General features: G+C 65.6%; 27 protein-coding genes and 2 pseudogenes. 21 read left to right on the top strand and 8 right to left on the bottom strand.

What is annotated here, in order from left to right; all coding sequences use genetic code 11:
• Positions 1–132: 132 nt before the first annotated feature.
• From D0C15_RS24150 to D0C15_RS24135, 4 genes are read right to left on the bottom strand one after another with little or no spacing between them, the layout of a single operon-like run.
• Entirely contained in the window at positions 133–2,469 is a 2,337-nt protein-coding gene (locus D0C15_RS24150) for a heavy metal translocating P-type ATPase (protein WP_116049663.1), read from the bottom strand.
• A gap of 26 nt (positions 2,470–2,495) precedes the next feature.
• Positions 2,496–3,395: a hypothetical protein gene (locus tag D0C15_RS24145; RefSeq protein ID WP_116049660.1), complete on the bottom strand. Its 900-nt coding sequence runs from the start codon at positions 3,393–3,395 to the stop codon at positions 2,496–2,498.
• Between the two features lie 47 nt (positions 3,396–3,442).
• On the bottom strand, positions 3,443–3,649 hold the full coding sequence (locus D0C15_RS24140; protein ID WP_116049658.1) for a heavy-metal-associated domain-containing protein: 207 nt from the start codon (positions 3,647–3,649) through the stop codon (positions 3,443–3,445).
• Positions 3,650–3,688: 39 nt separating this feature from the next.
• A complete protein-coding gene (locus D0C15_RS24135; protein WP_091676901.1) occupies positions 3,689–3,970 on the bottom strand; it encodes a metal-sensitive transcriptional regulator in 282 nt (93 codons plus the stop codon).
• Between the two features lie 132 nt (positions 3,971–4,102).
• On the opposite strand from D0C15_RS24135, the gene D0C15_RS24130 reads away from it, so the two are divergent.
• The 4 genes and pseudogenes from D0C15_RS24130 to D0C15_RS35770 all read left to right on the top strand — a co-directional run.
• On the top strand, positions 4,103–4,303 hold the full coding sequence (locus tag D0C15_RS24130) for a ferredoxin (RefSeq protein ID WP_116049656.1): 201 nt from the start codon (positions 4,103–4,105) through the stop codon (positions 4,301–4,303).
• A complete protein-coding gene (locus D0C15_RS24125) occupies positions 4,300–5,463 on the top strand; it encodes an NAD(P)/FAD-dependent oxidoreductase (RefSeq protein ID WP_116049653.1) in 1,164 nt (387 codons plus the stop codon). Before D0C15_RS24130 ends, D0C15_RS24125 begins: the two co-directional genes overlap by 4 nt.
• 295 nt (positions 5,464–5,758) lie before the next feature.
• Positions 5,759–5,965 (top strand): heavy-metal-associated domain-containing protein, encoded by a 207-nt coding sequence (locus D0C15_RS24120; RefSeq protein ID WP_116049651.1) that lies wholly within the window; start codon positions 5,759–5,761, stop codon positions 5,963–5,965.
• A gap of 2 nt (positions 5,966–5,967) precedes the next feature.
• A pseudogene (locus tag D0C15_RS35770) lies at positions 5,968–6,099 on the top strand (CDGSH iron-sulfur domain-containing protein); the annotation flags it as partial.
• Here D0C15_RS35770 and D0C15_RS35765 read toward each other — a convergent pair.
• Positions 6,035–6,484: an alpha/beta hydrolase family protein gene (locus D0C15_RS35765; RefSeq protein ID WP_425455418.1), complete on the bottom strand. Its 450-nt coding sequence runs from the start codon at positions 6,482–6,484 to the stop codon at positions 6,035–6,037. The pseudogene D0C15_RS35770 and the gene D0C15_RS35765 sit on opposite strands and share 65 nt — an antisense overlap.
• 95 nt (positions 6,485–6,579) lie before the next feature.
• Here D0C15_RS35765 and D0C15_RS24105 point away from each other — a divergent pair, with 95 nt between their 5' ends.
• From D0C15_RS24105 to D0C15_RS24055, 11 genes are all read left to right on the top strand, one after another.
• Positions 6,580–6,945: an MFS transporter gene (locus tag D0C15_RS24105; RefSeq protein WP_162830233.1), complete on the top strand. Its 366-nt coding sequence runs from the start codon at positions 6,580–6,582 to the stop codon at positions 6,943–6,945.
• 189 nt (positions 6,946–7,134) lie between these two features.
• Positions 7,135–7,482 carry an NADH-quinone oxidoreductase subunit A gene (locus tag D0C15_RS24100; protein WP_116049643.1) on the top strand — a complete coding sequence of 116 codons (348 nt, stop codon included), beginning with the start codon at positions 7,135–7,137 and terminating at the stop codon, positions 7,480–7,482.
• On the top strand, positions 7,473–8,702 hold the full coding sequence (locus D0C15_RS24095) for a hypothetical protein (RefSeq protein ID WP_116049640.1): 1,230 nt from the start codon (positions 7,473–7,475) through the stop codon (positions 8,700–8,702). The genes D0C15_RS24100 and D0C15_RS24095 overlap by 10 nt, the downstream gene beginning before the upstream one ends.
• Positions 8,695–9,621 (top strand): complex I subunit 1 family protein, encoded by a 927-nt coding sequence (locus D0C15_RS24090; protein ID WP_116049637.1) that lies wholly within the window; start codon positions 8,695–8,697, stop codon positions 9,619–9,621. Before D0C15_RS24095 ends, D0C15_RS24090 begins: the two co-directional genes overlap by 8 nt.
• A gap of 12 nt (positions 9,622–9,633) precedes the next feature.
• On the top strand, positions 9,634–10,197 hold the full coding sequence (locus D0C15_RS24085; protein WP_116049635.1) for an NADH-quinone oxidoreductase subunit J: 564 nt from the start codon (positions 9,634–9,636) through the stop codon (positions 10,195–10,197).
• Positions 10,194–10,499: an NADH-quinone oxidoreductase subunit NuoK gene (gene nuoK / locus D0C15_RS24080; protein ID WP_116049633.1), complete on the top strand. Its 306-nt coding sequence runs from the start codon at positions 10,194–10,196 to the stop codon at positions 10,497–10,499. The genes D0C15_RS24085 and nuoK overlap by 4 nt, the downstream gene beginning before the upstream one ends.
• Positions 10,500–10,503: 4 nt before the next feature.
• A complete protein-coding gene (locus tag D0C15_RS24075; RefSeq protein WP_116049631.1) occupies positions 10,504–12,351 on the top strand; it encodes a proton-conducting transporter transmembrane domain-containing protein in 1,848 nt (615 codons plus the stop codon).
• 55 nt (positions 12,352–12,406) lie between these two features.
• Positions 12,407–13,903, top strand: coding sequence for a complex I subunit 4 family protein (locus D0C15_RS24070; RefSeq protein WP_116049758.1), 1,497 nt, complete (start codon positions 12,407–12,409; stop codon positions 13,901–13,903).
• 13 nt (positions 13,904–13,916) lie between these two features.
• Entirely contained in the window at positions 13,917–15,326 is a 1,410-nt protein-coding gene (locus tag D0C15_RS24065) for an NADH-quinone oxidoreductase subunit N (protein WP_245976170.1), read from the top strand.
• Between the two features lie 384 nt (positions 15,327–15,710).
• Complete coding sequence (locus D0C15_RS24060) at positions 15,711–16,268, top strand: carboxymuconolactone decarboxylase family protein (protein WP_116049626.1); 558 nt, start codon at positions 15,711–15,713, stop codon at positions 16,266–16,268.
• Positions 16,269–16,326: 58 nt separating this feature from the next.
• Positions 16,327–16,878, top strand: a complete 552-nt coding sequence (locus D0C15_RS24055) for a DUF4396 domain-containing protein (protein ID WP_116049624.1) — start codon at positions 16,327–16,329, stop codon at positions 16,876–16,878.
• A gap of 150 nt (positions 16,879–17,028) precedes the next feature.
• Here D0C15_RS24055 and D0C15_RS24050 read toward each other — a convergent pair whose 3' ends face one another.
• Complete coding sequence (locus D0C15_RS24050; protein ID WP_116049622.1) at positions 17,029–17,346, bottom strand: hypothetical protein; 318 nt, start codon at positions 17,344–17,346, stop codon at positions 17,029–17,031.
• 887 nt (positions 17,347–18,233) lie between these two features.
• On the opposite strand from D0C15_RS24050, the gene D0C15_RS24045 reads away from it, so the two are divergent.
• Positions 18,234–19,262 (top strand): M23 family metallopeptidase, encoded by a 1,029-nt coding sequence (locus tag D0C15_RS24045; RefSeq protein ID WP_245976168.1) that lies wholly within the window; start codon positions 18,234–18,236, stop codon positions 19,260–19,262.
• A gap of 496 nt (positions 19,263–19,758) precedes the next feature.
• Positions 19,759–20,204: pseudogene (locus tag D0C15_RS24040) on the top strand (cytochrome c biogenesis CcdA family protein).
• Between the two features lie 132 nt (positions 20,205–20,336).
• On the opposite strand, the gene D0C15_RS24035 reads toward D0C15_RS24040, so the two are convergent.
• Positions 20,337–20,585: a heavy-metal-associated domain-containing protein gene (locus D0C15_RS24035; protein WP_211323309.1), complete on the bottom strand. Its 249-nt coding sequence runs from the start codon at positions 20,583–20,585 to the stop codon at positions 20,337–20,339.
• A gap of 274 nt (positions 20,586–20,859) precedes the next feature.
• Between D0C15_RS24035 and D0C15_RS24030 the strand changes: the two genes are divergently transcribed.
• The 3 genes from D0C15_RS24030 to D0C15_RS24020 are packed head-to-tail and all read left to right on the top strand — an operon-like array spanning position 20,860 to position 21,651.
• A complete protein-coding gene (locus D0C15_RS24030; protein ID WP_116049617.1) occupies positions 20,860–21,051 on the top strand; it encodes a hypothetical protein in 192 nt (63 codons plus the stop codon).
• A 1-nt stretch (position 21,052) separates the two neighbouring features.
• The gene (locus tag D0C15_RS24025) at positions 21,053–21,286 is read left to right on the top strand and encodes a hypothetical protein (protein WP_116049615.1); all 234 of its coding nucleotides are present in this window, start codon (positions 21,053–21,055) and stop codon (positions 21,284–21,286) included.
• 29 nt (positions 21,287–21,315) lie between these two features.
• Positions 21,316–21,651, top strand: coding sequence for a DUF1707 SHOCT-like domain-containing protein (locus tag D0C15_RS24020; protein ID WP_116049612.1), 336 nt, complete (start codon positions 21,316–21,318; stop codon positions 21,649–21,651).
• Positions 21,652–21,693: 42 nt separating this feature from the next.
• On the opposite strand, the gene D0C15_RS35890 is transcribed toward D0C15_RS24020, so the two are convergent.
• Positions 21,694–21,978 (bottom strand): hypothetical protein, encoded by a 285-nt coding sequence (locus tag D0C15_RS35890; protein WP_483964189.1) that lies wholly within the window; start codon positions 21,976–21,978, stop codon positions 21,694–21,696.
• Between the two features lie 483 nt (positions 21,979–22,461).
• Between D0C15_RS35890 and D0C15_RS24010 the strand changes: the two genes are divergently transcribed.
• Positions 22,462–22,675, top strand: a 214-nt coding sequence (locus tag D0C15_RS24010) for an SHOCT domain-containing protein (RefSeq protein ID WP_116049610.1), incomplete at its 3' end; no start/stop codon positions are given.

Here is a 22,675-nt window from a genome sequence, read left to right as displayed (position 1 = left end):
GGCAAACCTCGGGTCGACGAGCTGCCCGACCCCACCCGAAGCGCCATGTCAGCGCCTTGCAGGACAGGCAAGGGAAGCCAACAGGGTGTGCCCGTCGGCCGCTGCGGACGGGCACACCCTGCGTTTCCTACATCACCTGGCGGCGACGGGCTCCTCGACGGTGAGGGCGTCGGTGGTCTCTGGCGTCACGGCGTCTGTCGTCGTGCTGGCACGGAACCTCCGGAGTCGGAGGCTGTTGCTGACGACGAACACCGAGCTGAACGCCATGGCCGCACCGGCGATCATGGGATTCAGCAGACCGGCTGCGGCCAGCGGCAGGGCTGCCACGTTGTAGGCGAATGCCCAGAACAGGTTGCCCTTGATGGTGCCAAGGGTCCTGCGAGCCAGCCGGATCGCGTCGGCCGCCACCCGGAGATCACCACGTACCAGCGTCAAGTCGCTGGCCTCGATGGCGACATCGGTGCCGGTACCCATCGCGAGGCCGAGGTCGGCCTGCGCGAGGGCGGCGGCGTCGTTGATTCCGTCGCCGACCATCGCCACGACCTTGCCCTCGGACTGCAGGCGCGTCACCACGTCCACCTTGTCCTTCGGCAGCACCTCTGCGATGACCTCGTCGATGCCCACCTCGATGGCCACCGACCTGGCGACCGCTTCGTTGTCGCCGGTCAGGAGCACCGGGGTGAGCCCGAGCTCGCGTAGCTGCGTGATGGCTTCCCGAGAGGTCGCCTTCACGGTGTCCGCGACGACGAGGACGGCACGCGCCTGCCCGTCCCAGCCGACGGCGACCGCGGTCTTGCCTTGCTTCTCCGCGGCGGCCTTGGCCTCGGCCAGTTCGGCGGGTAGGTGCTGGCTCCACTGCTCCAGCAGTGCGGTACGCCCGACCAGCACCGCCCGGCCTTCGACGTTGCCTTGGACCCCGAGGCCCTCAAGGTTTGTGAAGTCCTCGACAGCAGCCAGTTCCCCGACGCGTTCCTCGGCGCCGCGAGCGATGGCTTGCGCGATCGGGTGCTCGGAGGCGTTCTCCAACGCACCCGCGAGGCGCAGCACCTCCTGGACAGCTACATCGTTGGCAACGTGCACCTCGACCAGCGCCATCTTGCCGGTCGTGACAGTACCGGTCTTGTCCAGGACAACGGTGTCGATTCGCCGCGTGGACTCCAGCACCTCCGGCCCTTTAATAAGGATGCCCAACTGGGCGCCACGCCCTGTTCCCACGAGAAGGGCCGTGGGCGTGGCCAGGCCCAGAGCGCACGGGCAGGCGATGATGAGTACGGCTACCGCAGCGGTGAACGCCGCCGACACCGAGCCACCGGCGCCTAACCAGAACGCCAGCGTACCGACGGCGAGGGCGATGACGATGGGCACGAACACCGCGGAGATCCGGTCGGCCAGCCGCTGTACGGCCGCCTTGCCGGTCTGTGCCTCCTCCACGAGCTTGGCCATCTGTGCCAACTGGGTGTCGGACCCGACTCGGGTGGCCCGTACAACGAGGCGTCCACCCGAGTTCACGGTCGCGCCGACAACCGTGTCGCCGGGACCGACCTCGACGGGGACGGACTCGCCGGTGAGCATGCTCGCATCGACGGCCGAGCTACCTTCCTCGACGACGCCGTCGGTCGCGATCTTCTCGCCCGGCCGGATCACGAAGTGGTCGCCGACTGCCAGTTGATCGGTGGGGATGCGCTCTTCGCGGCCGGCTCGCAACACCGCGACTTCCTTGGCGCCCAGCTCCAGCAGCGCCCGCAGGGCCGCGCCTGCCCGCCGCTTCGAGCGTGCCTCGAAGTACCGGCCGGCGAGAATGAACGTCGTCACGCCGGCGGCCACCTCGAGATAGATGTTGCCGTCGCCGCTCATACGCTGGACCGTGAGCTCGAACGCGTGGGTCATCCCGGGCACACCCGCGCTGCCGAACAGCAGTGCGTACAGCGACCACAGCAGCGCCGCCAGGGTGCCCATCGAGATGAGTGTGTCCATCGTCGCGGCGCCGTGCCGTAGGTTGGCCCACGCCGCCCGGTGGAACGGCCACGCGGCCCAAACCACCACTGGCGCTGCCAGGGTGAGGGAGATCCACTGCCAGTAGGTGAACTGCAACGCCGGGATCATCGCCAGCAGGATGACCGGGACCGACAGCACGATCGCCCCGATAAGCCGCTGCCGCAGCGAGCGGATCGGGTCCTCCGGTTCCTCGGCGCCTTCGCCGGCGGCACCTGACTCCACGCCTCGGGCTGCGGGGAGCGCGGCGGAGTAGCCTGCGGCCTCCACCTGCTCGACCAGCTGCTCCGGTTCCACCCCGTCACCAAAGCTGACCTTGGCCTTCTCGGTGGCGTAGTTGACGGTGGCGTTGACCCCGTCGAGCTTGTTCAACTTCCGTTCGATCCGCATGGCGCACGACGCGCACGTCATGCCGCTGATCGCCAGTTCGATCTCGTGACCGGCATCCGGCTTCGAGTTCGTCACGTCAGAGGTCATCGTGATGTTCCTTCCTCGATCCGGGATCAGTGGTGATCGCCATTGGTCGCGACGGTGAACTCGGCGGTACGGACCTCGCCCTCGTGCCGGAAGTCCAGGAACAGGCGGTACGTGCCTGCGGAGGGAACCTCGGCAAAGAATGTGACCTGGGGACCGGGTGTTGTCCTGCCGTCTCCCGGCGTTCCTTCGGGGTGAACGTGCAGGTAGGCCAGGTCTCCTTGCCGCAAAGCAACCAGGTGCCCGTAGGCGCCGAGGTAGGGCTGCAGGTCGCTGATCTCACGTCCGTCCTTGGTGACCGTCAAGTTCACCTTGGAGGTCTGTCCCGGCACGAGGTCGCCGTTCAGGCGCACCTGGTAGCCGTCGACGTTCGACACCCTGGACGGCTCGTAACTGGCCGGCCGGTAATCGCCTGGTGCAGCCAGATCGACGCCCAGCGTCACACCCTCATCGCCTGCGGGCACGAAGTCGGCGAACGCCCGGTAACTTCCGGCCTGTGCGAGCTCGAGCGGGACCGTCCAGGTGCCGCCGGTGCTCATCTCCGGATGCACGTGCTGGAAGCCGGCAGTGTCGCGCCGCACGACGATCAGGTGCATGCGTTTCTCGTGCTCGACGTCGAAGCGGGTCAGCGCCTCGCCGTCGCCACCGAGGATGCGGAAGGAAAATTCTTCGGTTGTCCCGGGGTTGAGCGTCGTGCTGGTGGGCGTGAGGGTGTACCCGCCCCTGGACGACGCCAGCCCGCCGGGCTGGTCGGGTTGCACGGCCTCCGCGACGGTGCCGCTGTGAGTGTCCCCGTGCCCGGCGTCCTCGGTGCCGTGCGCGCCGGCCTGACCGGCGAAGGGACCGACAGCGGTGCCGGTCGTCCAGCCGCCACCGGCGACCAGGACGAGCGCTACACCGTAGGCGGAGAGCTTCCCTGCTGTGTTCATGTCCGTCCTTACCGCGGGCCGCTGCCCGCAGATCCAGAAGTGACCGCTCAGGCGGTCAGTTCATATCCAGCCTCTTCGACAGCGGCGCGTACGTCGTCGGCCTCAATGTCCTTCGCACTCTTCACGGTGACCGCTCCGGTGGGCAGATCCACCAGAACCTCGGTGACCCCATCGATCTCGCTGACCTCTTCGGTCACCGAACGCACGCAGTGGTCGCAGGTCATCCCCTTGACGGTGTAAGTGGTCTCGGCCATGACACTTCCCTTCGATCTCTGGTTTCTGTTGACAGACGGTCACGACCGCACGAGTCGCGCGATCGCTTCACTGGCTTCGCGAACCTTCTCTGTGGCAGTGTCACCACCTTGCTCGATCGCTTCGGTCACACAGTGCTTGAGGTGCTCGTCCATGAGGCCCAGCGACACCGACTGCAGCGCCTTGGTGGCCGCCGAGATCTGCGTGAGCACGTCGATGCAGTACTCGTCGTTCTCCACCATCCGCTGCAGTCCCCGCACCTGTCCTTCGATGCGACGCAGGCGCTTGAGCAGGTTTTCCTTGTCTCCGGAGTATCCCCGCATGTCATTTCTCCTCTACTTCATGCCGACGAGCCAATGTTACCCCTTACCCGTATTCGGGCGAGTAACCATGGACCTCACCGCGCCTCTATGTATACCGTAGGGGGGTACCGCAGTCAAAGGAAGGGACGAGCGATGCATGTCACGATCGACTTCGACAGGTGCGAGGGACACGGCCTCTGTGCGCTGGCCGCTCCGGCAGTTTTCTGGATCGACGATGAGGGCTACACCCAGTTCGTGGCCGAACCACCAGAAAACGAGCGGGACAAGGTCATCAGCGCAGTCCAGGAATGCCCGGCACGCGCGATCCAGCTTCGCTCGCCGGGCCCAGCATGAAGCGCCCGACCGGGCGCGTGGTCATCGTCGGGGGTGGCGTTGCGGGTCTGCGCGTTGCCGAAGCACTCCGCGGCCATGGCTTCAGCGGTGAGCTGCTCGGCATTGGCGCCGAAGAACACGCCCCGTACCCACGTCCACCGCTGTCCAAGGCTGCGCTCCATAAACCGGGCGGGGTCGAAGTGCTGACCAACTCGGCTACCGATGTGCGCTGGAGCTTCGGTACCGCGGCCGTAGACCTCGACCTCGCAGGTCCGTCCGTGACGCTCGACGACGGCCGACTCATTGAGTCCGACGCCGTCGTCATCGCAACTGGCGTTCGAGCCCGCACACTTCCCGGCACGGCAAGCGCGCTGTCACTACGCACTGTCGAGGACGCAGAGCGAGTGCGCGCCGTCCTGGCCGGAGCTCCAGGACATCTGGTGATCATCGGCGCCGGATTCATCGGGTCCGAGGTCGCCGTCGCCGCTCGCGTAAGGAATTGGGAAGTCACAGTGGTCGACGCGCAGACCACCCCGCTGGCCGCTGCGCTCGGACCGGCCGTCGCACAATGGCTGTGGGAACAGCATCGGGCACGGGGTGTGCACATCCGCTTCAGCCAACCAGTTCGCTCCGCGGATAAGGTCGGCACGCGATGGCACGTATCACTCGACAACGGCGCCGTACTCGAGGCCGACGCCGTCATAACGGGTCTGGGAGCGAAGCCCAACACCGAGTGGCTCGGAATGTCCGGACTGGATGTCAGTGACGGGGTGCTCACGGATGCGCGACGACGGGCAGTGACCGCGGACGGCACAGTAGCCGGCAACATCATGGCTATCGGCGACGTCGCGCGCACTCCGTCCCCGCTGACCGGAGGCCGGGCGATCCGCTGGGAGCACTGGACTGCGGCGGTGGCCGATGCGCGCCGCGCGGCAACAGTACTCGTTGGACTGGAGCCACCTCCCGAGTTACCGACCGTCTTCTGGACAGACGTCTACCAAGATCGGATCCAGGTCCTTGGCCTACCTCGCGGCACGGAGTCCGAGCCCGAGCCAGGCCCGCGTGGTTTCTGCGTGCGCTACGACAGTGCGGGCATCCTCAGCGGCGCCGTGGCGGTGAACTGGCCGCAGCGGCTGGCCGTGCTGCAGCGGGAGATCACCAGGGCCGGTGTGGCGACATGAAGGAGCTATGGAAAGCAGGCCACCACAAGCACGTCCGCGGCTCGACGGTCTCGGCGGAGGCCATACTGCGCCTCTGCTGCGGCATGCTGCTGCCCCTGGTGCGGGCACGCGTCCACCGTCGCGGTCGTCAAGTGTCGATTGACGCTGTGGTCAGCGTCTCGGCGACCTCCTCCTGCGCCAGCCGCGACTGATCTGCCATGTTCGCCTCGCCTACCACCTCACCCTCCTTGAAACGCTATACCCAACGGGGGTACTGTGTATGGAATTAGCCGTCGAACACGAAGAGGACCAGAGAATGAGCACTGACGTGTACACCGTAAAAGGCATGACCTGCTCGGGCTGCATGAACAAGGTGACAGCCGCAGTGACGTCCGTGGCAGATGTCGACGATGTGGACGTCGACATCTCCAGCGGCGAAGTCACTGTCATCAGTAAAGTTCCGGTCGACAACCAACTCGTTCGTGCGGCCATCAACAACGCCGGCTATCAGATCGTCGACTGAGCATGACGGGTGAGCAGCAACCCCAGGCGCCAGTAGTCATCAAGACGGTTGACAACGGCCCCTACCAGATCAAGGGTCCGATCCAGGTCGTGGACCACGACAACAACACGTTCGAGATCGGCGCAGGACGCACGCAGTTGCTCTGCCGCTGCGGCCAGTCCGCCAGGAAACCGTTCTGCGACGGTTCCCACGCGAAAACTGGCTTCCAAGCCAGCGAACGATCCGTTCTGACTGCCGAACAGTAGACCGGCGGTGGGTGTGGGCGCGGACACGACCACACCCACCGCCAATCAGCATCACCACGTCACCACAGCTCGCATCTCGGGTATCCGGGGATGTTGCCACGAGCACGGCTGCGCTGCCCAGTGAATGTCCGATAAGGATAGTGGGAGCGGCGAGCACGGCACGAAGGCTATTCGCAGCGGACACCACGTCATCGAGATTGGATCCGAAGTCGGAGTTGCCAAAGTTGTCACCGGACTCGCCAAGGCCGGTGAAGTCGAATCGTAGTACCGCGATCGGCGGACTCCGTTAGCGCGCGAGACAGTCGGACGCCTGGCGATACAGGGAATGTACGAGGCGCACTCATCGGTACCGTCGCGAGCCTTACGGTGATGTTGTTCGCGATGACGCTGTTGATCCAGCACCCGGTCTCCGCTGTCGGTGGAGTGCTGCTGTACGGGATCGCGGCGTTCTCCGTCGTGGCCCCGCTCCAGCTGCGGGTGATGACCAAGGCGGGTGACGCACCCGATGTTGCCTCGGCCGCCAACATCTCGGCGTTCACGCTCGGCTCCGCACTCGGGATCTGGCTCGGAGGCCTTGCCATCGACTCCGGACTCGGTGTGGTCTCGGTGAACTGGATCGGCGGCATTATCAACGGCGCAGGCCTCCTGTTCGCGGTGTCGTCGCTGTGGCTGGACCGCATCATCCCGGCACAGCCTTTCGAGGAGCAGCCGACTGCCGTCGCACATCACCACTGATAACGAAGCTGAAGGCGGGCGCCCACCTTCACCGGTGTCGAGCTGAAACTCGGCGTCATCCAGAGCGCGAGCAGGCTAAGTCGGATGCAGCCCAGCCTGCGGCGAAGCCCGTAGACGAATATCCTCTGCGATCGTGAGTAGTAGACACGTCGCAGTTCGACGGCGACAGAGTTGGAGGTGTGGTCCAAGGTGAACGTCGGCGGCGCACTTCTCCTCTTCGTCCTGATGTTCATCATCGCCTCGGGTCTGTACGGCGTCGCGTTTCTCGTCCGGCTTGGCAAGACGATGACCGAGGTGCGGCCGTTCCTTTCTGGCCACGACCCGACCGAGCACGCGGTGTCCCGCTATCACGTCCGCTGGTACGCCATCACCATGGTCCTCCTGGCGTTCGACATGGAGATGGTGTTCATGTACCCGTGGACACTCGTCGTGGCCGAGAAGGGCGTCTCGTCGGTCGTCGAGATGTTCGTCTTCCTCGGGATCCTCATGGCAGGGGTTGTCTACGCGTGGAGAGAGGGAGCCCTGCGATGGACCTGACCTCGTGGCTGTTACGGCACACCCCGCCGCGCCCACTGGTGGTGACCACACCCGGTGGGATCGGGGCGCGACTCGCCGTCGAACGCGTCATCCGGGAACGCGGCTGGCGAGTAGCAGCCAGTCCTGCCGAGGCGAACATCCTCGTCGTGGCCGGGCCGATCACCAGGCAGATGCAGCCATACGTCCAGCAGGTATGGAGTTTGGTACCGGCGCCGCGCGTTCGCGTGGACGTCGACACCGCGGCAGCCGCATGGGCGGAACTGGATGCGGCGACGAGAACACTTCGAGATGCCGGCCAACAGCGTGAGCAAGCAGTCCGCGCCTCGCAAGACACGCACGAAACGCCTGGGCACGAACAGCACGAGCACGAGGGACATGAGGGGGACGGCGATTCAGGACAGTCCGAACACGGCCAGCACGAGCAGCACTCTGGTGAGCACGACCAGCACGAGGAATCCGACGACCAGGGCCACAACCATCACGGCCACGACATGGGCGACATGGAAATGCCTGGCGGCGTTCCGATGGCCGACCGGGCAGAAGATCGCGACGGCCTCATGCTCGACCAGCTCCACGTCCCACTCGGCCCATTGTTGCCGGAATGGCCTGCCGGTCTCGTCATCCGGACGACCTTGCAGGGCGATGTCATCCAGGAGGCGACAGCCGAGGTAGTCGGTCTCGACGGCGCACCACGGGAGCCATTCTGGACAGACCGCAGTTCACCGCCGGTGGAAGCAGCACGCCGAGTGGCTGCTCGACGGCTGGACTCCTGTGCGAAGTTGCTGTCCATCGCCGGCTGGCCTGACGCCTCGTCGCAGGCGCGCGTGCTACGGGACCAGGCCCTACGCGGAGAGCACGTCACAGAGACAGCCAAGTCATTCGCCCAGTGGGCCCGCCATGTGCGGCGCTCCCGCATGCTCCGCTGGTCGTTGACGGGAGTGGGAGCCACTCCAGACGACCCGTCCACTCCCCCGGCACTGGGAGATGACGCACTAACGCGACTGCACACGTGGATCGCGTCGGCGTCAGCTGCGTTCGATCAGTCGAAGCTGGCCGAAGTCCACGAATCCGAACTCGACGGAGCCCAAGAGGCCCAGTGGACGCTGGCTGTCCTGCCCGCTCTACTCGAAGGCCAGGAACTCGCCAACGCCCGCCTGCTCGTGGCGAGCCTCGATCCCGACCTCGAGACACTCACCCACCACGAGGTCCACCATGGTTGAGGCGACCGGCTGGCTCGGGGCACTGCTACTGCCGTTGGTGCTGGTGGCCTTCGCGCTGGCGGCTGTCGCGCTGGATACCGGGCTCGCGGCGCGAGCTGCTGGAAGCAGCGGTAACTTACGTGCGACGGCGACAGCACCGTTGCGATCCGTGGCCGGCTTACTCGTGCAACAGCGGCGACGCACTCTCGCCGCCGACACCCTGCTGTGGCGGGGCTCCGGCATCGCGTTGCTGACCGCGGCCGTGGCGGCTTCGTTCGTCACGCCACTCGGGCACTGGGCAGTGGGAGACCTGTCCGTCGGGGTCGTGTGGTTCAACGCGATGGAGATCGTCGCGTGGGCTGCCGTCTGGCTGGCTGGCTGGGGAGCCAACTCGGCGTTCGGCCTGGTGGGCGGCTACCGGTTCCTCGCCCAGGGACTGGCGTATGAGCTGCCGCATATGTTCGTGCTGACGACCGCGGCACTCGGCGCGGGCTCACTGCGGATCGCGGATATCGTCGCGGCACAGCAGGACCTGTGGTTCGTGGTCTGGATGCCGATCGCGTTCGTCGTGTTTCTGGCCTCGGTTCTTGCGATGGCGTTCTTCAGCCCGTTCGACCATCCCGTGAGCCGTGACATCGCCGGCGGGGCAATGGCGGAGATGTCCGGTGTGGACAGGTTGGTGTTCGCCGGGGGACGCTGGCTGCTGCTGGTGTCCGGAGCGGCGATGTCGGTTCCCCTGTTCCTCGGCGGAGGATTGGGACCGGTGCTACCGGCCTGGCTGTGGTCGCTGGTGAAGACCGCTGTGGTGCTGGCCGCGCTCGTCTGGGCCGGACGGCGGCTGCCCACCATCCGGATGGACAGGTTCGAGGAGATCGCGTGGATCGTGCTCATTCCCGCGACCCTGCTCCAGGCCCTCGTCGTGGCTGTCGTCGTCATATGAAGGGCTGGACATATGTGGTCTGAGATCGCGTTCTGGCTGTGCGCCGCTGGGGCCGTCATCACCGGCATTCTGGTGTTCCGCGTGGACTCCATGGCGCGGGCCACCTTCTCGCTGTTGGCATCGTTCGTGTTCGCGGGGGTCACGCTGCTGCTGGTGGAACTCACCTACCTGGGCGTGCTGGTCATCCTTATGATGATCATGGAGATGGTCATCATGGTGGTCTTCATGCTGATGTACATGATGAACCCTGCCGGTCTCATGCCGATGTCCATGGTGCACAACCAGAAGGGGTCGCTGGCGATCTCGATCGGAACGTTCGCCGTACTGGCCACCGGAATCTTCCTGATCGACTGGCCCACCACCTCCGCGCAGCCGCCACCGGACCCAACGCTGGCGCTGGGCGAAGCCCTCATGGGTTCGAAGATGCTCGTCATGATCGTCCTTGGCCTTGCCCTGTTCGCCACGATCATCGCCACCGTTGTGCTGTCGACGCAGCGGGGCCGCTACGACCGCTTCGGTGACCGACTGGATCGCAAGCGCCCCGACGACCCGGTCCGGGGAGGTGTCGGTCAATGACCCTGCAGGACTACCTGTTGCTCGCGGCGGCGCTGTTCAGCGTCGGGCTGTACGGCGCGTTGTCCCAGCAGTCCATCGTCATGATCATGATGGGGCTCGAGCTGATGATCAACGCGGTGATCGTCGGCGGCGCCGGCTTCTGGTACTTCACTTCGCCCGCTCGCGCGGACGGCCAGGTTTTCGTGGTGCTTGCCGTCACTGCCATGGCGATCGAGATGGCGGCCGGATTCGCGGTGACCACGGCAGTGTTCCGAGCGAGGGACGTTGACATGACCGACATGGCCGCGGATCTGAAGGACTGAAGCCATGCTCTGGTTGCTTGTCGGGATTCCGCTGGTCGTCGGAACAGCCCTGCTCCTGTCCGGCCGCCGCGCCGACCCCTACGCCGGAGTTGTTGCGATCGGCGCCACCGTGTTGACGCTGGCGGCGTCGATCCTCGTGGCCGTGGACCGGCCCGCGATCTCGGCCTCCTATCTGGAGGGTGTCGCCTTCGGCCTGCAGGTCGACGGGCTGTCGGCGGTCATGGTGATCACCGTCGCGGTCGTCCTGCTCGCGGTGCTGGTGTTCGCGGCGGGTGAGTTCGGCCGAGACGAGGCGCGGGCGCGGTTCTTCGGGTTCATGCTGGTGTTCGCGGGCGCGATGCTGGTGACGGTCACCGCAAGCACCATGGTTGCGCTGCTGATGGCGTGGGAAGTGATGGGCGCGATGTCCTACGCGCTCATCGGCTTCTGGTGGCGCGATGCCGGACGCGCGAGCTCGGGAACTGTGGCGTTCCTGACCACGAGGGCCGCTGATCTCGGTCTCTATCTCGCGGCGGGCGCCGCGCTGGCGGGCGGCGCGGGGGCGCTCGAACTCAGCGAGCTGGCTCGGCTGCCGGACGGCTGGCGGGACGTGGTTGCCGCGGGTGTTGTGCTTGCCGCGATGGGCAAGTCGGCGCAGCTTCCGTTCAGCTTCTGGCTGTCTCGGGCCATGGACGGCCCCAGCCCGGTGTCGGCGCTACTGCACTCGGCCACGATGGTCGCGGCCGGGGCGTACCTGCTGTTGCGGCTGGAGCCGCTGCTTTCGGCCACCGCGTGGGCGGCAGTCTTCGTCGCGTGGCTCGGCGCGCTCACCGCACTCGCGCTTGGCGCGGTAGCGCTGGTGCAACGCGATCTCAAGCAGTTGCTGGCAGCGTCCACGTGTGCCCAGGTCGGGTTCATGGTGCTCGCCGCGGGCGCGGGCGGCGTAGCGGCCGGAAGCGCACACCTGGTGGCACACGCGCTCACGAAGAGTCTGTTGTTCCTGGCCGCGGGGGCCTGGCTCGCCGCGCTGGGCACGAAGAACCTGCCCGACTTGCGTGGGGTAGCCAGGCGATACCCGGTCGTCGGGGCCACGTTCACTGTCGGCGCGGTGACTCTCGCTGGGATCCCACCGCTGTCGATCTGGGCGACCAAGGACGTGGTGCTGGCGGCAGCGCTGCACGAGTCGACACCGCTGTACCTGCTGGGGCTTGCGGCTGCCGCGCTCAGCGCCGCCTACGCGGCGCGCGCCGTCGTCCTCGTCTGGTCCGCACCCGCTCTCGACCCAGCGTGGGACACCGACCGGCAGGGAACCCGCCAGGTCACCCCGTGGCAGCGTCACGCTCTACCACCGTTGGCGGCGGGCGCGGCGCTGCTCGGCATACTCGCCGTGCACAGCGTGTGGTCTGAGTTCGCGGCCATCGTGGCCGACGGCCAGGAGCCGACGCCGGTGTGGTGGGAGTATCTCCTGTCCGCAGTGGTGGCCGTGGCCGCCGCTGGCGCCGCGGCCGGCGTGGTGTGGCAACGCGGCGACGTACCGATGCAGCAACGCCTCGGCGAGTGGCTCGGTCTGGAGGCGCTCGCGCGCGCCGGCGTCGCCGTTCCCGCTCAGCGGGCTGCCGAACTGCTCGCCCGGTTCGACGACCGGGTCGTGGACGGTGGAGTGCGCGCCACCGCCGTGGTCGGCACCTCGTTCGCCGGCACGGTAGACGCGCGACTGGAGTGGTCGGTCGAGGCAACCGTGCGGGCATTGGCGAGCGGTTTTCGCAAGCTCGGGAGGTTGGCCCGGCGGCCCCAGACCGGCCAGCTCCATCACTACTACGCCCAAGCCGTCGTCGTTCTGGCGGCGCTGGCAGTCCTGCTGGTCGTGTTGTGATGCGTAACTCTTCGCCTGGCAGTAACACCAGCACAGATTGGAACGGGAGGTGAGCGTGCTCAGCATCGTGGTATTCCTGCCGCTAGCGGTCGCGGCCGGGCTGCTGGCCATGCCACGGATCAGCGACGTGGTAGTGCGCTGGACCTGGATTACGGCCAGCGCGGCGGAAGTCGCCATGGTCGTCGCGCTGTGGGTCAACTACTCCCCCGGCCAATCCGGATTCGGTTACGAGGTCAATCAACGTTGGATCCCGACCGTGAAGTCCGGTTACCACATTGGAGTCGATGGACTCAGCCTGCCGTTGGTGGGCGTGACCACGGTGCTCTTCCTTGCCTGCGCGATCTACTCCCTGCGCCAGACCCATAGGGTCCGCGCGTTCGCAGCGCTGTTCCTGTTCCTGGAAACGGTCAGCCTCGGCCTGTTCGTCTCGCTGGACCTCATTCTCTTCTTCGTGTTCTTCGACCTGTCCATTGTGGGCATGTACTTCGTGATCGCCGGCTGGGGCCACAAGGACGCGGCTCGCGCCGCGCTGAAGTTCTTCCTCTACACCTTCGTGGGCTCGCTGGCGCTGCTGCTCGGCTTCATCGGCCTCTACGTCGCCGCCGAACCCAGCACGTTCGACATGGTCCAGTTGAGCGAGCAGAACCCGCTCGCGGGCAAGGGCACTCTCGGTGCCCTGGTGTTACTCGCGATCGTCGTCGGCCTGGCCATCAAGACACCCACGGTGCCGTTTCACACCTGGCTTCCCCCCGCGCACACCGAAGCACCAGCCGCTGGATCAGCGATCCTGGCTGGCGTACTGCTGAAAATGGGAACATACGGTTTCGTCCGGATCGCGATGCCGATGTTGCCCGACGCCTGGCGCACCTACGCTCCGGTCATCGTGATCGTCGGAGTGGTCAGTGTGCTCTACGGAGCGCTGGTCGCCCTGGCACAGCGCGACTTCAAACGAATGATCGCCTACACCTCGGTCAACCACATGGGCTACATCATCCTCGCGGTCGGCGCGGCCGGGCTCGTCGCCTCGTCGGACTCGCAAGCACATGACCTCGCCGTGACAGGGGCGGTGACCCAGATGGTGAGCCACGGGCTAATCACGGGGGCACTGTTCCTGCTCGCAGGCGTGCTGTACGAGCGGGGGCACACCTACGACATGAGCTCGTACGGCGGGCTGGCCGCCAAAGCCCCGAAGTTCGCCGGAGTGACCGCCGTCGCCGCTTTCGCGTCACTGGGCTTGCCCGGGTTCTCCGGGTTCATCGCCGAGTTCCAGATCTTCACCGGCTCGCTCGGCGGTGCGCCCGTCGCCACGGCACTGGCCTTCCTCGGCATCCTCATCACGGCCGCGCTGTTCCTGCGGGCGTACCAGCGGATCTTCCTGGGGTCGCCATCAGCCGGCAGCAGCGGCACCGGCACCACTGACCTGACCGCCGCCGAGACGGTGTCGATCGTGCCGCTGATGGTGTTCGCCGTCGTGATCGGACTCTTCCCACGCTTCCTGCTGGACCTCATCGAGCCCGCCGCCAGTACCCTCGGCTCCCTGCTGAGTCGCTGACATGGACGCTTCGATGACTCAGGAGCTGACCTTTCTGCTCCCCGAACTGTTCCTCGCCGGCGCCGCCGTTTTCGGTTTGCTGCTGGGTTCCTACCTCCCCCGGCAGTGGCAGTGGCTGGTTCGTGCACTTGCCGCGGCCGCATGCGCGGGTGGGCTCGCGGCAACGGTCGCCAACTGGTCGCGGCCGGGCATGACGGTGTTCGAGGGCACCTATTCGATCGATGTGGCCACCAACGCTGTCCGTGCGATGGTGCTGGTGTCGGTGCTGCTGGTGCTGGGCCTGGCCGCTGCGGACATTCGTGGCGATCGGCGGGAAGCCGAGTTCGTCGTCCTGCTGCTGCTCGGCGCGCTCGGCGCAGTGCTGCTCGCCGGCGCCAACGACCTCCTGCTGCTCGCGGCCGCCTACCTCTTAGCCAGCGTGCCGCTTTATGCGCTGACCGCGTTCGCCAAGGACTCTCCGGGCACCGAAGCCAGCATGAAGTACTACCTCATGGGTGCGCTGGTCGGTGTGACGATGCTGTTCGGGCTGATGACCCTGTTCGGCGTCGCTCGTTCTACTGCCTATCCGCAACTGTCCGAGTCGCTCCCGTCCGCTGCCGGGGGCGCCGTCGCGGTCGGTGCCCTCTTGCTCCTGGCCGGGCCACTGTTCAAAGCCGGCGCCGTACCAATGCACTTCTGGGTACCCGACGTCACTGAAGGATCTCGCCCGCCGGTCGCCGCCCTGATCACCACCATTCCCAAGATCGGCGCCGTCGTCGCGATCTACCGATTCGTCTCAGCGGCCCTCGCCCCGACGGCGCTGGACTGGGGACTGTTGATCGCGGTACTCGCGGCCCTCACGATGACGCTGGGCAACCTTGCCGCCTTCTTCCAGGACAACGTCCGACGGCTGCTGGCGTACTCGACCATCAGCCAGGTCGGCTACCTACTCATGGCGGTCGCGGCCGCCGGAAGCGCGCCCCTAGCACTGCCCAGCCTGCTGCTCTATCTCGCCGCCTACGCCGTCACCAACCTCGGAGCGTTCGCCGTCGTCTGCGCTCTACCCCGCGCCGCGACCATCGTTGACTACCGCGGGCTACTACGCCGACATCCCTGGCTCGCGCTCAGCCTGGTGGTCTGCCTCCTCGGGCTCGTCGGCACACCACCAACCGGCGTGTTCGCCGGCAAGCTCACGGTGTTCACCGCGGCGTTCGATGCGGGTTTCGGCTGGCTCGTCGTCCTGGCGATCGTCAACACCGTCGCCAGCCTCTTCTACTACCTGCGCTGGATTGCACCGACGACGCGCAGCGAACCCGGCACCTTCGAACAGGTGAACCGGTGGCCCGCCGTTACGGCCTACATTGCGGCGCCGGTCTCACTCGCCATCGGCCCGCTGGCCGGACTCATCCTGACCGCATTCGAGGGAAACCTCATCCTCTCCTGACCGGCCGACGCGGCTTAACGTCGCGGGCCTGAGGAGGCACCCACGCGAACGCCAGGCCTGCGAAGTGCATAAACAGCGGCGTGGGTATGCCGAGTGCGACTGTGTCTCGTAACCGAGCACCCGCCCGTCTAGAGGTCTGCAGGATCCTGCCAAGCCTGCCCGAGATGCGAGCCAGCTTCTCGGTTCGCGGACGGCGGGCAGTGTCGTAGGCTCGCAGGCCGCCCTTGACGCCGTGTTCGTCGAGCCCGGACGCGATGCTCCTTAGAGTCCGCACAAGGTCCACGGTCACTGCCGTCACTTTCGATGATCTGCCCGAGACGCTTTGGATATCCAGTTGCAGACGTACCCCCTACCCGTATAGTGTCGCGGCGGCGAGGAGGTCGTATGCGACGTTTAGCGGAAGTCAAACCCGAGGACGCTCCAGCCCGATCACGTGAACTGCTGACCGACATCATCACCCGGCGCGGAAGTGTCGGTCCCATGGTGTCGACCATGGCGCACTCCCCCGCGCTTCTGCAGGGGTATCTCGAATTTTCCCGTGCCATGAAACGCGCCAAGCTGCCCCGAGCACTCGGCGAGAAGATCTCTCTGGCAGCACAGGAGTGGATCGGGTGCGACTTCTGCCTCCAGGCCCACGCAGCCGCCGGACGGGCAGCCGGACTTACCGACAACGACATCGCGCTCGCCCGGCAGGCAATGTCGACCGACGCACGGGAGACGGCTTTGATCTCGGCTGCCCTACGGATCCTGGCCGAACCATCATCGCTGAGCGACGAGGACGTGATTCAACTGCGATCGCACGGCTGGAGCGACCGGGTAATCGTCGAGGTCGTGGGCCTGGTCACCCTCAACCTGCTCACCGGAGCCTTCAATCTGGTGGCCGGACTGGAACCGGAGACCGAAGACCACAGCGGAGACATCGCCCAACTCGGCGCTTCCTGATCCAGCGCAGTCGACGCACCAAAGCCGAACCAACCGAATAACGAGAAAGGCACCACCCTTGTCCGACGTCCAGCACCACCATCCCGCCGCGGGTCCCGCTCCACATCCCGACCACGATCACCACGGCGCCGATCAAGACGAGCACAGCCATGCGAACCACCACGGCTCACACCCAGCCACGTGGGCGAGCGCCGCTTCCGCGACCCTTCACTGCCTCACCGGATGCGCCATCGGCGAAGTGCTCGGCATGGTCATCGGTACCTGGCTTGGCTGGAGTGCGGTGGCCACGATCGCGCTGGCGGTCGGGCTCGCGTTCGTCTTCGGTTACGCGTTGAGCATGCGCGGAGTGCTCCGGGCGGGCGTCGGGTTCAAGCAGGCGCTCAAGGTGGCACTGGCTGCCGACACCATCTCGATCACCGTCATGGAAATTGTCGACAACGGCGTGATGGTCGTCGTTCCCGGGGCGATGGAGGCCGGGCTGGCGAGCGTGCTGTTCTGGGGCGCGCTGGCCTTCGCTTTCCTCGTCGCTTTCGTGGTGACGGTACCGGTCAACAAGTGGCTGATCGGCCGTGGCCTCGGCCATGCGGTCGCCCACGCCTACCACCACTGACCGAACCACGGGGCGACGCTAGAAACTTGGAACCCTTTCGCAATCAGCTTCTCCGTGGCCGATCTGCCAAAGCGAAAGGTCGGCCACGGAGAGACGCGACATAACGCCTGGAGTGCGGTAAGCAAGCTGATAACCAGCACAGCCGCTCATCTACGGAAGCGGTGCCAACTCGTCAACACGATCTGTGTGCATCTGGCCGTCCCGAAAGGCGCGGCCCACGCGCAGTCGGATACCGCGGTTCGCTCGTGTCGCTTTGAGTACATCCAGGACCTTAGGGGTCGCGCCAGAATCGAGATACCGCGCAACACCATCGTCGCCAACCACCCCGTACCCGCTTTCGACGCAGTGCCCCATGAGCGCACAATCGAGAGTATGCCTACGGGCTTTCGACAGTAGCGCGTTCTGTGGGTACTTCCGCAAGCACGCGATGTCGACGACATAGCCCTCGAACGTCTCCTCGTCGGCCATCAGTCCTCCGTCGCGATCTTGTGTCCCGAGAATGTCGTCTCCGTCCTACCCAACCCAGACTCACGGAAACCTCAGTACTGCCCGGAAGCAGCGCAATGCGTAGCTGCTTCGCAACTTGTGCCGTGGCTGCGTGATTCGGCAACGACTCATTGTGCGACAGACGACGATGCCTTCCGCTGGGAAGTAAGGTTCCAGGGTGGTGCCGTGCGCTGCCGCTCCATCGATACGACTTCGGTAGGCCGTGACGTTCTCGCGAACGAGAAGTCGACTTCCTGCATGGCTTTCACTGGCATGTCGTAGATCGGCGTCTGACTCATCGCGGCACCTCACCCAGCCCTATAGTGCGCTTCATCCCCGCTCTTGTTGTTCGATCCTAAGACTAGGTAGGTGCCGCGGGCGCGGAAGGAGTACCGCGCCCGCGGCTCGTCGGTTCGGGAGCCGACGGCGGGGTCGCACGCAGGCAACGCACCACCCCTCTTCTTACTATACCAGATAGTAGGCCCGGCAAATCGGCAGCGGAAACATCCGGAGTGACTGCTGGGGCCGCTGTTGCAGTTGAGACAGATGTGGCCAAGGTATACACTTTCGACAAGTACTAGCTCAGGTAGTTGGTAGTGAGGCGGGAGTAGGTCATGAGTCCACGTAGACCTTTTGCGTGTGTTGTTGTGGCCATGTCAATTGCGACACTCTCGCTCGCCGGTTCGCCCGGAACAGCTTTCGGAACCCCACCTCCACCGAACCCGAGCGACGGGGAACTCGCGGAAGGCCGCACAGCGGTGCAGACCGCAGCCGAACAAGTTGGCGTCCTGGCGAGTCGGGTGGCCGCGGCGGGAGCGGCGCTGGATGCGGCACAACTGGAACTGGCCGCCAAGTACGACAACGTCACCGTGGCGCAGCGGCAGCAGAAGGTAACGCGAGAAGTAGCAGACGCCGCACAAGCGGCCGCCGAAGGCGCCCGAGTCGAAGTCGAAGCCGTGGGTGCACATATCCAGCAGGCACAACGGCAGGTCGACAAGTTCGCTGCCGCTAGCTATCGGCAGGGAAGTGCGGTCGGGTCGATCAGCGCATACCTGGGCGCCGAAAGCCCGAAAGACCTCCTTGCCCGTGCCGATCTGTTGAACGCCATAGGTGGCGCAGAACTTGATGCGCTCGACACGATGAGTCGCGCCCTTGTTGACAAGGCGAACCTGAACTCGGCAGCCCGTGCCGCGTTCGCGGAAGCCCGCACGCGGCAGCAGCAAGCCGAGGAAGCCGAAGCCGCGGCGACAGCGGCGTATGAATCCGCGGTGGCCGCCGAGGCCGCTGCTCAGAGACGTGCGGTCCAGCTACTCTCCGATCAGGACGAACTCGAGCAGCAACTTGCCGACGCGCGGCGCAATCTCGCCGGCTTACAAGGCCAGCGCGACACGTTCGACAATTGGGAGGCTGCTCAGCAGGCAACGCGACAAGCGCCTTCGCAACCGACACAAGATGGTCAGAGTGCCGCTCCCACACCCAGTTCGGCCACAACCGGGACAGCGCAGCGACCACCCGGCCGGGCATTGGCACCGACCACGGGAACGATCACCTCAACTTACGGGCCACGCTGGGGCAACATCCACTACGGACTCGACATAGCCAACAGCATCGGCACACCCATTGTGTCCGTCCTGGACGGCCGAGTCGTTTCATCCGGCCCCGCCAGTGGGTTCGGGTTGTGGGTTCGAGTGCGCCACGACAACGGCACCGTCACTGTGTACGGCCACATCAACCAAGCGCTCGTCAGCGTGGGTCAACGCGTCGGCGCCGGTCAGCGGATCGCCACTGTGGGAAACCGTGGCCAGTCGACGGGACCGCACCTGCACTTCGAAGTCCACAAAGGTGGACGCAAGATCGACCCGCTGTTGTGGCTGCGCAGCAACGGTGTCTCCATCTGAGCTGGAACAGACTTGCGGACAGCGCAGAGTCAAGATCCTGAGCGGCATGAAAACCGGATTCGGTGGCGACCTAGACCTTGGTTGGACCGCTGGCGCTGCCTGCCGCCAGGTGTGACCACTCACGATCGCGGCGATGCGGTGTGCGGCCATGTTCGTGACGTGCTGCAGAAGCGCCTGGATGACGTCCGCGGCCAGATCGCCGAACTCGTAGGACTGGAGGGCCACTTGGAATCGCTGCTACACCGAGCCGAGCAGAAGCCTCCCAGTGAACACGACTTAACCGCCGTCTGCTGGATCCTTGATAACGAACTCGGCAACACCGGCTCGCCAGCTTCCCGCGATGCCGACGGCCAGTCACTGACGTGCACCCTAGCGTCCTCGGCCATGCTGATGTCATCGCGCCCTTATACTAACCTACGTCGTAGATACGTATCAGGCAGGTAGAAGCTGATCGAGGAGCGGGCATGCGGCACCAGCGGCCAGAAGCGATGACTACGTGGATCTGACCGAGTTGGCTTTCTCCGGCCCCCTTGTGGTTGGCCGCACTGCTGTCGACGGCGGCTGGGACGGTGTCGTTCGCATCCCCCTGCTGCCTTCCGTTGGTGCCCGGCTATCTGGGCTACCTCGCCGACCTTGTGGGCGCCGATGCGCCGGAGGTCACGGATCCAGGCCAGTGGTACCCAGGTTGGCCCCGCCACTGGCCGCGGCCTACTGCTCATCCTCGCCTACTGCCTCGGTCTCGGTCTCCCCTTCGTGCTGCTCGCACTCGGTGCGAATTGGGCAGTACGTGCCACCACTTGGCTGCGTCGCCACATCCGCCGCGTTCAGCAAGTCGGCGGCGCGTTTCTCCTGGCCCTCGGCGTTGCCTTGGTCACCGGCCTGTGGGGTCAGCTCATCAGCTGGCTCCAAGGCCCCATCGCCGGGTTCACTCTTCCGACCTGATCTCAGGATCGGCACCGCGTTTACCCGAGCTTCCTGCGGGGACACGCGCTTTGCACCCGTGACCAACTACTAGGGTATATAGTAGCTGGTTTGCCGTTCAACGTTGGACTCCAAACCAAGAGTGGCTGTTGCCTACTCGATGTCGACCGCCGTGTCCGCAAGCGTGAAACCAGCCTTTTCCAACCGCTCCACCAACATTGCGGGAACCAGTTCAGCGGGGTCGTACGACACCGCCACCATCCCACTCGCGTGACTTGCCCTTGTGGCAAGCACTCCGTGTACTCCGGTCAACGCCATGGCCGCCCGACGCGCGCAACCGTCGTCGTGGAGGCCGGCAACGATGAGGCAGATCTCGTCCTGCATCTCATTCCCCTTCGTCAAGCAGATTCTGACCACATCGGACGACGGTGAAGCGCCTGCCAGGGACTGAGCGCCAGAGATGACGATGGCCCGCCTTTAGTGACGTCGCAACTCGGAGGCCATGGCGAGCGCGAACGGACACGCGCCGGGGCGCGACCGGCGACCGAGGCGGCAATGACGAGTGTCGGGCAGGACAAGCAAAACGACGCCCACCAGTCGACCACGAGCCAACCAGTCTCCTAAGTTGTATAGTAGAGTGGTCGGCGGGAACCGACTCCCAGCGTATGGAGGAAGCATGGACTCACTGCTGTACACCGTTGCCATCCTGGCTTGTCCGGTGGGGATGGGCGCGATGATGTGGATGATGATGCGCGGCCAGGGCAAGAGCTCCAGTAGCGGACAGTCGGAGCAGGTGCAGCAGCTACGCTCCGAGATCGATGAGCTCAAGGCGGAGCGCGAGTCTCGACGCGCAGAAGGATCTCGCTGACATGCCTACCTGGTTCTCTGCGTTCGTCGCAGTCGCCGCGATCACCGCTGTCTACTTCTTCTGCATCCGCCCGATGCGCAAGGGAAACTGCGCGATGATGCCTGGTTCCAAGCACGATGCTGACCTCGATCGACAGATCGCGGACCTGCAGGAAGAGCTTCGGGTCCTGCGTGCGGAGGACTCGCTGGAGTCAGGGCGGCTTCCCCGGCGACCAGCGCCACCCACTGAGGGGTAGTCCCGCACTGCTGTTGAAAGGTAAAGCCCATGACCGGCTCGAACGTTCGGGCGTCGGACGCTGACCGGGAGCAGGCAGTCACCCTGCTACAGCGGGAAGTCGGTACCGGGCGGTTGACCCTGGACGAGTTCTCTGAGCGCTCAGCCGCCGCCTACCAAGCACGTACTGTCGGCGATCTCGCGACCTTGACCAGCGATCTCCCGCGCACCGATCCGGCCCCGACGCCGCGTACCCTTCGTATTGATTCGCGCAAACTCATGTCGCTCGCGCTGCTTCTGGGCATCGCGTTGCTCGCCTTCGCCGGTCCACTCGCGGCGGGCGCCATGGCCGAGTTGACGACGCTCCTCTCAACAACCTGCCACTGAGGAGTGGTCTCGTTCCAGATCAACCAGGATCCAGACCGGAGTCTACAGGGGTACGCACTTTGTGCGGCTCTGCGCAAGCACCGAACTTTGTTCCTCTCGGTAGATGCCTGTTGCGCTCGGAGTTGGTTGTGGACCTCGGCATCCTTGGGCAGCTGACCTCTGCGGACGAGCCGGTGGAAGATGCGACGCGGTTCCCGCGACGCCATGTCCTGCGGCGGCGGCGAAGTCGACTCGTCCACCGCGGAAGCACCTCGACGACGACCCGTCGGTGGGCACCTTCTCGCCCGGCCGCACCGCCAGCGACTGCCCGGGTTCGACCTCGTCCAGATCGACCAGTTCCTCGGTGCCGTCGTCACGACGGACCCGTGCCTGCTTCGCGCCCAGCTCGAGCAGTACGGCGATGGCGCGTGACGCCCGTCCCTTGGCGCGCGCCTCGAAGTACCGGCACAGCAGGATGAACGCCAGGATCAGTGCGGCAGTCTCGAAGTAGAGATCGCTGCGGGCACCCGCAACAGCTGCACCAGGGAGAAGGTGTAGACCGGCAACTGCCCAGGGCGGTCAGCGAATTTACGTTCAGCTGACGATGCCGTGCGCGGGCTGCCGCGTCGGTCAGGATCGGCCAGGCCAGCACCAGCACCAGCACGGCGATTCCCAGCGGCCCCACACCACACCTCCGAACGTCACCAACTAAGCTACTACGTAGACTAGTTGGTGACCGTCGCAGGAGGCACTGCCGGGTTGTGTGACGGGAGGCGCCAACGACCGGCGGCACTTACGATGGGTCTTAGGCCGACTGACGGAAAGGCGGTGATGGCCTTGATGAACGGCATGATGGGAATGGGCTGGTGGATGGTGCTCTGGGGACTGCTCGGACTGGCGGTGCTCGTGCTCGTGGTACTGACGATCGTTCGGCTGGTCCGCTCGGACTCCAACCGTTCCGGCACCCGAGCAGGCGAGGATCCAGCCCAGCTCGAGCTGCGACGTCGTTACGCCGAGGGGCAGATCGACCAAGAGGAGTACCTGC

The organism is Amycolatopsis palatopharyngis (assembly GCF_003385185.1).
GTDB classification, from domain to species: Bacteria; Actinomycetota; Actinomycetes; order Mycobacteriales; family Pseudonocardiaceae; genus Amycolatopsis; species Amycolatopsis palatopharyngis.
This window is presented reverse-complemented; position numbering and strand designations above follow the sequence as displayed.